Origin of the sequence: Noviherbaspirillum aridicola, from assembly GCF_019656455.1 — a bacterium.
Taxonomy (GTDB): Bacteria; Pseudomonadota; Gammaproteobacteria; order Burkholderiales; family Burkholderiaceae_D; genus Noviherbaspirillum; species Noviherbaspirillum aridicola.
The window spans coordinates 26,297-39,349 of the sequence record NZ_BPMK01000010.1 but is presented as its reverse complement, the minus strand read 5'-3'; the positions used below and the strand labels follow the sequence as shown (position 1 = coordinate 39,349).

The 13,053-nt window shown below is 66.7% G+C and carries 9 protein-coding genes; 4 read left to right on the top strand and 5 right to left on the bottom strand.

Translation table 11 applies throughout. The features are described from left to right. The 4 genes from leuC to aroC form a co-directional block, all read right to left on the bottom strand. Positions 1-1,404: a 3-isopropylmalate dehydratase large subunit gene (gene leuC / locus NCCP691_RS12270; RefSeq protein ID WP_220808687.1), complete on the bottom strand. Its 1,404-nt coding sequence runs from the start codon at positions 1,402-1,404 to the stop codon at positions 1-3. Positions 1,405-1,563: 159 nt separating this feature from the next. Then, entirely contained in the window at positions 1,564-2,397 is an 834-nt protein-coding gene (locus NCCP691_RS12265) for a M48 family metallopeptidase (protein WP_220808685.1), read from the bottom strand. Beyond that, positions 2,394-3,569 (bottom strand): MFS transporter, encoded by a 1,176-nt coding sequence (locus NCCP691_RS12260; protein WP_220808683.1) that lies wholly within the window; start codon positions 3,567-3,569, stop codon positions 2,394-2,396. Before NCCP691_RS12260 ends, NCCP691_RS12265 begins: the two co-directional genes overlap by 4 nt. A gap of 69 nt (positions 3,570-3,638) precedes the next feature. Beyond that, positions 3,639-4,742, bottom strand: a complete 1,104-nt coding sequence (gene aroC, locus NCCP691_RS12255) for a chorismate synthase (RefSeq protein ID WP_220808682.1) — start codon at positions 4,740-4,742, stop codon at positions 3,639-3,641. Between the two features lie 288 nt (positions 4,743-5,030). Here aroC and NCCP691_RS12250 point away from each other — a divergent pair, with 288 nt between their 5' ends. Beyond that, positions 5,031-7,262 carry a putative bifunctional diguanylate cyclase/phosphodiesterase gene (locus tag NCCP691_RS12250; protein WP_373870355.1) on the top strand — a complete coding sequence of 744 codons (2,232 nt, stop codon included), beginning with the start codon at positions 5,031-5,033 and terminating at the stop codon, positions 7,260-7,262. Between the two features lie 39 nt (positions 7,263-7,301). Continuing rightward, positions 7,302-10,178, top strand: a complete 2,877-nt coding sequence (locus NCCP691_RS12245; RefSeq protein ID WP_220808679.1) for a PAS domain S-box protein — start codon at positions 7,302-7,304, stop codon at positions 10,176-10,178. Between the two features lie 93 nt (positions 10,179-10,271). Here NCCP691_RS12245 and NCCP691_RS12240 read toward each other — a convergent pair whose 3' ends face one another. Beyond that, a complete protein-coding gene (locus tag NCCP691_RS12240) occupies positions 10,272-10,718 on the bottom strand; it encodes a CBS domain-containing protein (RefSeq protein ID WP_220808677.1) in 447 nt (148 codons plus the stop codon). 176 nt (positions 10,719-10,894) lie between these two features. Here NCCP691_RS12240 and NCCP691_RS12235 point away from each other — a divergent pair, with 176 nt between their 5' ends. Both NCCP691_RS12235 and NCCP691_RS12230 read left to right on the top strand, forming a co-directional pair. Beyond that, positions 10,895-12,205, top strand: a complete 1,311-nt coding sequence (locus NCCP691_RS12235; RefSeq protein ID WP_220808675.1) for an O-acetylhomoserine aminocarboxypropyltransferase — start codon at positions 10,895-10,897, stop codon at positions 12,203-12,205. A 1-nt stretch (position 12,206) separates the two neighbouring features. Continuing rightward, a complete protein-coding gene (locus NCCP691_RS12230) occupies positions 12,207-13,037 on the top strand; it encodes an alpha/beta fold hydrolase (protein ID WP_220808674.1) in 831 nt (276 codons plus the stop codon). Positions 13,038-13,053: the final 16 nt, after the last annotated feature.

Here is a 13,053-nt window from a genome sequence, read left to right as displayed (position 1 = left end):
TCAGCGCAGTGCGCGCACGTCGACGAAATGTCCGCTGATGCCCGCCGCGGCGGCCATCGCCGGAGACACCAGATGGGTGCGTCCGCCCTGCCCCTGGCGACCCTCGAAATTGCGGTTCGAGGTGGAAGCGCAGCGCTCGCCCGGCTCGAGCCGGTCGGCGTTCATGGCCAGGCACATCGAGCAGCCCGGCTCGCGCCATTCGAAACCGGCTTCCTTGAATATCTTGTCCAGCCCTTCGCGCTCGGCCTGCTCCTTGACCAGGCCGGAGCCGGGAACGACCATCGCCAGTTTGACGTTGGAGGCGCGGTACTTGCCGCGCACGACGGCGGCCGCGGCGCGCAGATCCTCGATGCGGGAATTGGTGCAGGACCCGATGAAGACCTTGTCGATGCGGATGTCGGCAATCGCGGTATTCGGCTTGAGGCCCATGTAGACCAGCGCCTTTTCCATCGCGTCGCGCTTGACCGGATCCTTTTCCTTGTCGGGATCGGGCACGCGGTCGTCGACGGCGACCACCATCTCGGGCGACGTGCCCCAGGTGACCTGGGGCAGGATCTCGGCGGCGTTGAGCGTGACGACGAGGTCGAAACGCGCGCCGGGGTCGGAATGCAGGGTGCGCCAGTACTCGACCGCGCGGTCCCAGTGCGGGCCGACGGGCGCGAAGGGACGGCCCTTCACATAGTTGATCGTCGTGTCGTCGACGGCCACCATGCCGGCGCGGGCGCCCGCCTCGATCGCCATGTTGCAGATCGTCATGCGGCCTTCCATCGACAGCGAGCGGATGGCGGAGCCGGCGAATTCGATCGCGTAGCCGGTGCCCCCGGCGGTGCCGATCTTGCCGATCACGGCCAGCACGATGTCCTTGGCGGTGACGCCCAACGGCAGCGCGCCGTCGACCTGCACCAGCATCGCCTTGGATTTCTTCGCCAGCAGCGTCTGGGTGGCCAGCACATGCTCGACCTCGGAGGTGCCGATGCCGTGGGCGAGGCAGCCGAAGGCGCCGTGGGTCGAGGTATGGGAATCGCCGCAGACCACCGTCATGCCGGGCAGCGTCGCGCCCTGCTCGGGGCCGATCACGTGGACTATGCCCTGGCGCTTGTCGCGCATGCTGAAATAGGTCAGGCCATACTCGCGGGTGTTGGCATCCAGCGTTTCCACCTGCAACCGGGAGACCGGGTCGGCAATGCCGCCGGCGCGGTCGGTGGTCGGCACGTTGTGGTCGGCCACGGCGAGGTTGGCGGAAACGCGCCACGGCTTGCGGCCCGCCAGTTTCAGGCCTTCGAAGGCCTGCGGGCTGGTGACTTCATGCACCAGGTGGCGGTCGATGTAGAGGATCGCCGTGCCGTCTTCTTCGGTGTGCACGACATGCGATTCCCAGAGTTTGTCGTAGAGCGTTTTGGCCATGTTGCTGGGCGCTTGAGACTGCGCAAGACAGTGAAAAGAGCCTTGGATTATGCCATAGTTGTGCGACGCAAAACACGCGCGGCGGCGCGCTCCGCAGAATGAAAAACGCCCGCTCGCGGCGGGCGTTTGCCAATTGCGCAACAGACGGCAATGCGGGATTCAGCGCTTGGCCTGCTGGTAGAGCGGCATCACGCGCTGGGAATAGTTGGTCAGGTCCTTGAGGCGGTCGGCCTGCGTGGGGTGGGTCGACAGGAACTTGATCTGCTCGCCGCCGGCCACCTGGCCCATCTTCTGCCACAAGGAGATCGCCGCGCGGGGGTCGTAGCCGGCGCGGGCGGCGAGTTCGATGCCGACGCGGTCCGCCTCGGTCTCGTGGCGGCGCGAATTGGGCAGGCCGACCAGCCCCATGTACGCGAACTCGGCGCCCTTCTGCCCGATGTCGCCGAGACCCAGCAGGGCCGCTCCGACGCTGACGACGCCGCTGGCGATCATCTGTTCCGAGGCCCGTTCGCGGGCATGCTCGCGCAGCGCGTGGGCGATTTCATGCCCCATCACCGCCGCCAGTTCATCGTCCGTGACCTGGAGTTTTTCGATCAGGCCGGAATACACCGCGATTTTTCCTCCAGGCATGCACCAGGCATTGACCTCGGGCGAGCTGAGCACGTTGACTTCCCAGTTCCAGGACCGGGCATCGGGCCGGAAATTGGCGGTCTGCGGCACCAGCCGGTTGGCGATGGCGCGCACCCGGGCGACATGGGAGGGATTCTGGTTCAGCACACCCTTTTGCTTCGCCTGCGCGATCACCTTGGCGTACTCGCCCTGCGCCGCCTCTTCCAGCGCGCCGGCGGAGACCGCCATTCGCTGCTGGCGTTCGACGCCGACCACGCCGCCCTGCGTGGTCTGCACCGTCTCGCACGCGGCCAGCAGGGACAGCGCCGCCGCGCCGGCCAGCCGCTTCAGGAACACCGGGAACACTGCCTTGGAAGCCTTCATGTCCTCTCCTCTTGATGTTGTGGGTGCCAGCGGTACGAACAGGCGGCCGCTGCCGCGCCGGCCAGCGAGAACACGGCCGCCGCCAGATAGACTGCACGGGCGCCGAAACTATCCCAGAACAGGCTCATGACCAGCCCGCCCAGGGTGCCGCCGAGGCCGTAGGAGATGCTGGTGAAAAGCGCCTGCCCGCGTGCCTGAAGCGGACCGGCGAACCAGCGCTGCAGCGTCGCCACCGATGCCGAATGGTGGGCGGCGAAGGTGGCGGCATGCAGCACCTGGGCCAGCACCAGCAGCAGCAGCGACGCCGCGCCGAAACCGATCAGCAGAAAGCGCAGCGCCGCCAGCAGCAGGCTGGCCAGCATCAGTTTCTCGACGCCGAAGCGCCGGAACAGCGGTGCCTGATAGAAAAAGAACAGGATTTCCACCGCCACGCCGAGCGACCACATCAAGCCTATCACCGTATTGCTGTAGCCGATTTGCGCAAGGTAGAGCGAATAGAACACGTACAGCGACGCATGGGCGGCGATCATCAGGAAGGTCGAGGCGAAGAAGGCAATCACTTCGCGCCTGCGCAGCAGCGCGCGCACCGATGGCGCCTCCCGTATCGACGGCGCATGCGCATCCTCGTGCATGCGCAGGCTGGCGCCGAACATCAGCACCAGCAGACCGAGCGCGATCCAGGGCATGACGCCGATACCGTAGCGGTCGAGGAAGGGGCCGGACAGCATCACCGCAAGGATGAAGCCGACCGAGCCCCAGAGCCGCAGCCGGCCGTAATGCGTGAGATCGCCGCGCATGGCCGACAGCATCAGCGCCTCGCCCAGCGGATTCTGGGCACTGGTGAACAGATTGATCGCCACCATGATGAGGAAGAACTGGACGAAGCTCTGCCCGAAGAACATGCCGATGAAGGCGACCGACGCCGCTGCCGCGGTTGCGCGCAGCACCAGGTCGCGGCGCTGGGTGGCGTCGGCGGCCCAGCCCCAGAGCGCCGGCCCGAAGATGCGCATGACCTGCATCAGCGACATGAGCACGCCCGCCTCGGCCGCGCTCATGCCGCGGTCGGTGAAGTACAGGCTGGCATACGGAGAAAAGATGCCGATGTAACCGTAATAGGCGAAATAGAACAGCGCGAAGCTGAACCACTGCCCGCTCAGGCCGGAATACTGCATAGACGGATGACGATCAGGCAAGGAAGGCGGCGGGCCGGCGGCGTTCGCCGCCCTGCCCGCTTCGGGCTATCAGCGGTCAGTGCCCGCGGGGATGCGAGGCGTATCGACGCGGACGTCGCCGCATTGCGCGCGATGGCGCAGCGCATGGTCCATCAGCACCAGCGCGAGCATGGCTTCGGCGATGGGCGTGGCGCGGATGCCGACGCAGGGATCGTGGCGGCCGAAGGTCTCGACCGGAACCGGGTTGCCAGCCTTGTCGATGGAACGGCGCGGCGTGCGGATGCTCGACGTCGGCTTGATCGCGATCGAGACGGTGATGTCCTGGCCGGTCGAGATGCCGCCGAGGACGCCGCCGGCATTGTTGCCGACGAAGCCCTCGGGCGTGAGTTCATCGCCGTGCTCGCTGCCACGCTGCGCCACGGAGCGGAAGCCGGCGCCGATCTCGACACCCTTGACCGCATTGATGCCCATCATCGCGTAGGCGATGTCGGCATCGAGCTTGTCGTAGATCGGCTCGCCCAGCCCGACCGGCACGTTCTGGGCGACCACGTCGATGCGCGCGCCGCAGGAGTCGCCGTCCCGCCGCAGCTGATCCATGTATTCCTCCAGCCGGGGAACGATGGAGGCATTGGCGGCGAAGAAGGGATTGGCAGGGACGTGGTCCCAGGATTCGAAGGGGATCGCGATTTCGCCGAGCTGGCTCATGCAGCCCCTGAACGTCGTGCCGTACTGCTGCTTCAGCCATTTCTTGGCGATCGCGGCGGCGCCCACCGCGGGAGCGGTCAGACGGGCCGACGAGCGTCCGCCGCCGCGCGGGTCGCGTATGCCGTATTTGTGCCAGTAGGTGTAATCCGCGTGACCCGGCCGGAAGGTGTCGAGGATGTTGCCGTAGTCCTTGCTGCGCTGGTCCTGGTTGCGGATCAGCAGAGCGATCGGCGCGCCGGTCGTCTTGCCCTCGAACACGCCGGAGAGGATCTCAACCGTGTCGGGCTCCTGCCGCTGGGTGACGTGGCGCGACGTGCCGGGGCGGCGCCGGTCCAGCTCCGGCTGGATGTCGGCTTCGGTCAGCGGCATGCCCGGCGGGCAGCCGTCCACCACGCAGCCGATGCCCGCGCCATGCGACTCGCCAAAGGTCGTTACCGAGAAAAGCGTACCGAAAGTATTGCCTGACATAGGAAAGGGATGCGGATTGGCGGAGGAAAGCAAGATTCTAGCGTATTGCCTGCGCGGCAAGGAATTCATTTCCGGCGGCGTCGCGCCGACGCACCGGAAAGAGGCGTAAACCGCCCGTCGCCGTCAGGCAATCTGCTGCTGCATTGCAAGACCGCGAATTATCGTGCACCATCCGCAAGGGGCAACAAGCTGCAGGTCCGCGCGTCCGGCGCGCGGGGCGCCCGCAGCAGCCGTTTTCGCACTATCCTCGACTCTTGAGATGAACCAACCCGGACGCCGGAGACAGAAATGACGGGACCCGCAGCGTCCTCCGACGATCTCGTCTTTCTAGACGAGACGACCCGCGCCGACACGGTCGGCGACCGGCACGAACAACGCCCTGCCTGGCGCGTGATGATTGTCGACGACGACGCCGACGTCCATGCGGCGACCACTTTTGCCCTGAACGGCGTGGAAATGCAGGGCAGGCCGCTCTCCTATCTGCATGCCTACTCCGCCGGCCAGGCGCGCGAACTGCTGGCGCGCGAGCGCGACATCGCGGTCGTGCTGCTCGATGTCGTCATGGAGCAGGAAGACGCCGGCCTGCAGCTGGTGCGCCATATCCGCGAGGAGCTCAAGCTGAGCGAGGTGCGCATCATCCTGCGCACCGGCCAGCCCGGCTATGCGCCGGAGCTGGACGCGATCCGCGACTTCGACATCAACGACTACAAGACCAAGTCCGAACTCACCCGGGTGAAGCTCTACACGACGCTGACGGCGGCCATCCGCTCCTACGAGCAGATCTGCGCGATCAATGCCAGCCGCCGCGGGCTCGACCGCATCGTCCAGGCCAGCACCGAGCTGATGGCGCTGCATGGACTCGACAACTTCGCCGCCGGCGTGCTGTCGCAGGTCGCCGCCCTGCTCGACTGCGAGCCGAGCGGCCTGATCTGCATGCAGGAAACCCTGGGGGGAGACGCTCCGCCGGTGGTCGTCGCCGCCGTCGGGCGGCTGGCGGAAATCGCCAGGCACGGCCTCTACCAGGATGAAAGCGGCCAGATTTCGGCCCTGCTCGCCCAGGCGCTGTCGCAGCGCCGCAGCATCTACGCCGAACGCGCGACGGTGCTCTATTTCGGCGGCGACGCCAGCCGCCGCTTCGGCGCCTATCTCGACACCCCGGCGCCCGTGCCGGAATTCGGTCAGCGTCTGCTGGACGTCTTCTGCCGCAATATCGCGGTCGGGCTCGACAACGTGCTGCTGGTGAGCCGGCTGCACAAGTCGGCCTTCTACGACTCGCTGACCAGGCTGCCCAACCGGACGCGGCTCAAGGAATTGCTCGAGCAGGCGCTCGCACCCGAACATCGCAGCGATACCACCCTGGCCCTGGTCGACATCGACCATTTCTCGGAAACCAATGACGCGCTCGGACACCAGTTCGGCGATCTGCTGCTGCTGGGCGTGGCCGGCCGGCTGCAGGCGCAGTTCGGCGACCACATGACCGTGGGACGGGTCGGCGGCGACACCTTCGGCGTCATCGGCGACGCGCGCCTGGTGACGCCGGAAAACCTGCTCGCGATGTTCGACGAGCCGTTCAGCATCGACGGCCAGCATGTGCAGGTATCGGCGACCGCCGGCCTGCTGCGGCTGGCCGAGTACGACGGCCGATCGGCCGACGCGCTCAAGGACGCGGACATCGCACTCAAGCGCGCCAAGTTGCGCCAGCGAGGCGGCCACCTGTACTTCTCGCGCAGCATGGGCGTCGACATCCGCGAGCGCGTGCGCCTGATGCACGCGCTGCGCGCCGCGGTCGGGCGCCAGGACCTGTTCGTGGTTTACCAGCCGCAGATCGATCTCGACAGCCGCCGCCCGGTCGGCGCGGAAGCGCTGCTGCGCTGGAAGATCGCCGACGGCGGATTCGTGCCGCCGGACCGCTTCATACCGATCGCCGAATACTCCGGGCTGATCATCGAGATCGGCGCGCGGGTGCTGCGCGAAGCCTGTACCCAGCTGGTCCGCCTGCACCGGTCCGGCCATGCCGGCTTCACGATGTCGGTCAACGTCTCGCAGGTGCAGTTCCGCGATCCCCATTTCCTCGACATGCTGCGCGCGGTGCTGGCGGAGACCGGCGCCCCGCCGCACTGCCTCGAGCTGGAAATCACCGAGTCGATCGCGATGGAAGAACCCGATGCGCTGATCGAGCTGCTCAACCAGATTAAAAGCACCGGCGTCAGCATCGCGATCGACGATTTCGGCACCGGCTTCTCTTCGCTCAGTCATCTGCAGCGCCTGCGCGCGGACCGGCTCAAGATCGACCGCAGCTTCGTCACCGAGATCAGCGCCTCCACCCGCGGCAGCAGCATCGCCGAGATGGTGGTGCAACTGGGCCGCAACCTCGGCATGTCCATCGTCGCCGAAGGCGTCGAGGACGAGCACCAGGCGCAGATCCTTCGCGAGCTCGGCTGTCCGCTTGCGCAGGGTTACCTGTTCGCGCGGCCGATGGCCATCGACCAGCTGATGTCCTGGCTGAGCTCCCCGCGCTGATCTTCTTTTGCGACGCGCGAAGCGCTCGAGACTCCTCTCATGGCCACCGAACGCAGTCTGACCCTCCGCAAGGCAATCGTGCTGACGGTCGTGCTCGGACTGCTCGTGCCGGTGCTGCTCATCAGCGGCTATTCCTGGCTGCGGCAGTACACCGACGGCATCCAGCGCCAGACCGAGGAGATGCTGCGCCAGAACGCCGACATCCTGTCCAACGGCATGCAGGAACCGCTCTGGAACATCAACCAGGAGAGCGGCAACGCACTGGTGGAAGCGATGATGCTGCGCAACGAGGACATCATCCGCATCGAGGTGCGCGACAGCGCGCTCGGCCTGTTCGTCGCCGGACAGCGCCCGCCCCCGCCCGGGGGCCGCAGCTTCGCGACCGAGCAGCCGGTCGTCTACAACGGCACGACCATCGGCTCGGTCAAGGTGGAGGTGAGCAGCGAACGGCTGCGGCAGCAGATGACGAGCGAGCTGCTCGGCTCGATCGCGGCCGTGCTGGCGCAGGCGGCGGTTTCCATCGCCCTGATTCTCGTGCTGCTCGAGAAACGCCTGGTGCGCCCGCTGCACAAGCTGGGCATGGGCGCCGAAAGGCTGGCCAACCGCGAACTGGAGACGCCGTTCAGCTGGCAGCGGCTGGACGAGATCGGCCTGCTGGGGCGGCGCCTGGAAGACACCCGCCTCAGCCTGCGCCGCGTGTTCGCCGAACTCGACCACAAGAACCGGGAACTGGAAGAAGACATCGACAAGCGCAAGCGGGTCGAGCAGGAACTGCATGAACGCGAGGAGCGCTACCGGGCACTGGTGGAGCGCAGCCCGATCGCCATCATCGAATGGGATGCCGGCTCCCGGGTGGCGGAATGGAATGACGCGGCCGAAAAGATTTTCGGCTATCCGCGCGAGCATGCGATGGGCCGCCACGCCAGCTTCATCATTGCCGACGGCGGCCAGGAAGGCGTGGATGTGCGCTTCCGCCGCTGGCTGGAGAACGGCGTCGGCAGCCGCTACGTCGCGGAGAACCGGCGCGCCGACGGGCGCGTGATTGCCTGCCAGTGGAGCCACGCCCGCATCACCGGCGAGAGCGGGCGGCCGGACCGGCTGCTGTCGATCGCCGAAGACATCACCGAGAAACGCCGCGCCGAGGAAGCCCTCTCGCTGTCCGAGGCGAAATTCGCCGCGGCGTTCCAGTCGAATCCGGATTCCGTCTCGCTAGCGCGGGTCGCCGACGGCGTGCTCATCGATGTCAACCAGACTTTCGAGCGGCTCACCGGCTACCGGCGCGACGAGGTCGTCGGCAAGACGGCGATCGGGCTCGGCCTGTGGGCGGAACCGCGGCAGCGCACCGTGCTGTTTCATCAGCTTGCGGCGCAGCGCACGGTGCGCAACCATGAATGGCAGATGCGGACCAAGCACGGCCATCTGCGGCGCTGCCTCACCAATGCCAGCGTGTTCGAGGTGGGCGGCGAGTCCTTCATGCTGGCCGTCATCCGCGACGTCACCGACCAGCGGCTGCTGGAAGAGCAGAAGGCCGAGGCCGACCGCGTGCTGCTGCGGCTGGCCCAGGGCACGCGCGACATCGCCGGGGAAGCGTTTTTCGACCTGCTGGTCGCCGATCTCGCCTCGGCGCTGCGCGCCGACTGCGCGTTCATCGCTCTGCGCGACAGAACCGATCAGGCCGGACTGTCGACCATTGCCGCGCATCTGCGCGGCGAATCCGTGCCCAACTTCAGCTACGCCAGCCGCGGCACGCCCTGCGAGCGGGCGCTGGGCGGCGACATCACCCTGACGGAAGGCAGCCCGCGGCACCGGTTCCCGGAGGGTGCGCCGCTGGCGGACAGCGACTGGCAAAGCTACGCCGGAGCGCCGCTGCGGGATGCGGCGGGCAATACCATTGGCGTGCTGGCCGTCATGCATGTCGATCACCTGGGCAATCCCGATCTCGTGCGCTCGCTGCTGCAGGTATTCAGCGAAAGAGCCTCAGCGGAACTGGAACGCAACCGCGCCGAAAGCGAGATCCTGGAACTCAACGCCCATCTCGAGCATCGCGTCGTGGCCCGGACCGAGGAACTGCAGCAGGCCAACCGCGAACTGGCGGCGACCCTGGAGACGCTGCACATGGCACAGGAAGAACTGGTGCGCAGCGAAAAGCTGGCGGCGCTCGGCTCGCTGGTGGCGGGCATCGCCCACGAACTCAACACGCCGATCGGCAACAGCCTGATGGTGGCAAGCACGCTGGCCGACCAGGCGCGGGCGCTGTCCGCCAGCTATGACGCCAACAGCCTGAAACGCTCCAGTCTGGAGGCGTACATCGGGGATGCCCGGACCGCGGGCGAGATATTGCTGCGCAATCTGCAGCGTGCCGCCGACCTGGTCGCCGGCTTCAAGCAGGTGGCGGTCGACCAGACCAGTTCCCAGCGCCGCAAGTTCCTGGTCGCGGAACTGGTGTCCGAGATCATGCTGACGCTCTGGCCCACCCTGAAAAAGACCAATGTCGCGGTGCGCCACGAGATCCCCGCCTCCCTGCAGATGGACAGCTATCCGGGGCCGCTCGGGCAGGTGCTCACCAATCTCGTCAACAACGCGCTGCTGCATGCCTTCGGCGACCGTGCATCCGGCGCCGTGCTGATTTCCGCGACCGCCGAGAACGGCTGGGTCGAACTCGTCGTGCGCGACGACGGTGCCGGCATTCCCGCGGCGAACCTGAACCGCATCTTCGATCCCTTCTTTACCACGCGGCTCGGCGCCGGCGGCTCCGGGCTGGGCCTGCATATCACCCACAACATCGTCACCGGCGTGCTCGGCGGCCGGATCAGGGTCCAGAGCGAGCCGGGCAATGGCAGTGCCTTCATCCTCAGCCTGCCGATGCTCGCGCCGATGCGCAAGAGCGAAGACGAGACCCTTCCCGCATCCGCCTGATTCCGGCAGCCGGCAGATGCGTGACAAACACGAAAAAGGCCGGTCGATCGACCGGCCTCGTTGCATCGTCCGCCCTACGAGCAGACGGCGGGCTTATTCATCCTTCTCGACCGGCCAGTCGCGGATGTAGGCCTTGAGCATCCGGTTCTCGAAGCTCTGGGCTTCGACCACCGCCTTGGCCACGTCGTAGAACGAGATCACGCCGAGCAGGGTACGCGCGTTGACCACCGGGACATAGCGTGCATGGTTCTCCAGCATCAGCCGCCGCACTTCGTTGATCTCGGTTTCGGGCGTGATCGTGATCGGATGGTCGTCCATGTGCCTGCGGACGGTGTCGGTGCCGATGCTGCCCTTGTTGGCGTGGACGCTCTTGATGACTTCGCGGAAGGTCAGCATGCCGACCAGTTCGCCGAACTCCATCACCACCAGCGAGCCGATATCCTTCTCCGCCATGGTATCGGCGGCCACCGCCATCGGCGTGTCGGGCGTCACGGTGTAGAGGATGTCGCCCTTGACTTGCAGGATTTCGGAGACTTTCATGAATTTTCCGGATGGAGGTATCGTTATAGCTTTGGAAATGTAGCGTAAGCGGGCACAAAAATCCAGCGCTCGTCCTCGCCGCCTGTCGCCGCGGCGACTGCCTGCACATGCTTTCGATGCTAGGATGAGCCCTCGACAAGCCCGCTGATACAGAACAAGCTCCGGAGGAGATAACGATGAGCGACCCCAACTACCCCGGGTTCGATACCCTGGCGCTGCATGCCGGCGCCGCACCCGATCCCGCCACCGGCGCCCGCGCCACCCCGATCTACCTGACCACGTCATTCGTCTTCCGGGACTCCGACCATGCCGCCTCGCTGTTCAACATGGAACGCGCCGGGCATGTCTACTCCCGCATCTCGAATCCGACCAATGCCGTGCTGGAGGAACGCATCGCCGCGCTCGAGGGCGGCGTCGCGGGCATCGCGACCGCGAGCGGCCAGGCCGCGCTGCATCTCGGCCTGTCCACCATTGCCGGCGCCGGTTCCCACGTGGTGGCGTCGCGCGCGCTCTACGGCGGCTCGCACAATCTGCTGGCCTACACGATGAAGCGCTTCGGCATCGAGACCACCTTCGTCGATCCGCGCGATCTGGACGCCTGGCGCAATGCGATCCGGCCGAACACCAAAGTGCTGTTCGGCGAAACCCTCGGCAACCCCGGCCTCGATGTGCTCAACATTCCCGAAGTGGCCGCGGTCGCACATGAGCATCACCTGCCGCTGATGGTGGACGCCACCTTCACCACTCCCTATCTGCTGCGCCCCTTCGATCACGGCGCCGACCTGGTCTTCCACTCCGCCACCAAGTTCCTGTCGGGCCACGGCACCGCCATCGGCGGTCTGCTGGTCGACGGCGGCTGCTTCGACTGGCAGCGCGCCTATGAGGCGACCGGGCATTTCGCGGAGCTCTGCGAGCCGTATGAAGGCTTTCATGGCATGGTCTTCGCGGAAGAATCGAGCGTCGCGCCGTTTTCGCTGCGCGCCCGGCGTGAGGGCCTGCGCGACTTCGGCGCCGTGATGAGCCCGCACAACGCCTTCGCCATCCTGCAGGGCATCGAGACCCTCGGCCTGCGCATGGACCGCCACGTCGCCAATACCCGCAAGGTCGTCGAGTTCCTCGCCTCGCATCCGGCCGTCGAGTCGATCGCCTATCCCGAGCTGGCATCGCACCCCGACCACGCGCTCGCGGCAAAACTGCTGCCGAAGGGCTGCGGCGCCGTGTTCTCGTTCAACATCAAGGGCGACCGCGCGGCCGGCCGCCGCTTCGTCGAAGCGCTGAAGATCTTTTCCCACCTGGCCAACGTGGGGGATGCCAAGTCGCTCGTCATCCACCCCGCCTCCACCACCCACTTCCGGGTGCCGCCCGAACAGCTCGCCGCATCCGGCATCGCGGAAGGCACGATGCGCCTGTCGGTCGGCCTGGAAGATGCCGGCGACCTGATCGAAGACCTCGGCCGCGGACTGCGGGCCGCCCAGAAAGGAGCCTGAGATGCTGCTCAAGGTACATGGCGAGGACGCCTATTGCTACACCGGCGGCAAGGAGTTCAATGCCGCGCTGCCGACCGCGGTCTTCATTCACGGCGCGCAGAACGATCACTCGGTGTGGGGGCTGCAGACCCGTTATTTCGCGCACCACGGCTTCGGCGTGCTGGCGGTGGACCTGCCGGGCCACGGCAGGAGCGGCGGCGCGCCGCTCGCCACAGTCGAAGCCATGGCCGACTGGCTGCTTGCCTGCCTCGATGCCGCCGGTGCCCGGCGCGCGGTCCTGATCGGCCACAGCATGGGCTCGCTGATCGCGCTCGAAACCGCGTACCGCGCGCCGCAGCGCGTGGCCGGCCTCGCCATGGTCGGCACCGCGTGGCCGATGAAGGTCTCGCCGGCCCTGCTCGAGGCATCGCTGGAACGCGAGCAGGATGCGATCGACATGGTCAACATCTGGTCCCACAGCACGCTGGCCCAAAAGCCGTCCAGCCCCGGCCCCGGCTTCTGGGTCATGGGCGGCAGCCGCCGGCTGATGCAGTACGTGTCGTCGCGCAACCCGGCCAGGGTCTTTCATACCGATTTCTCCGCCTGCAACGCCTACGCGGCGGGCGCAACCTCGGCCGCGGGCGTGCAATGCCCGACCATGTTCCTGCTTGGAAAACGGGATCAGATGACGCCGCCCAGGGCCGCGTCCCGGCTGATTGACGCGATGCCGCATGCGGAAGTGAACTTCATCGAGGATTGCGGCCACCAATTGATGGCCGAGCAACCCGATGCCGTGCTCGACCGCCTGTACGGCTTTTCAGCGAGGCTTGCACCGGCAATGGGCGACGCCTAATCTGAAAGCGCGGAAA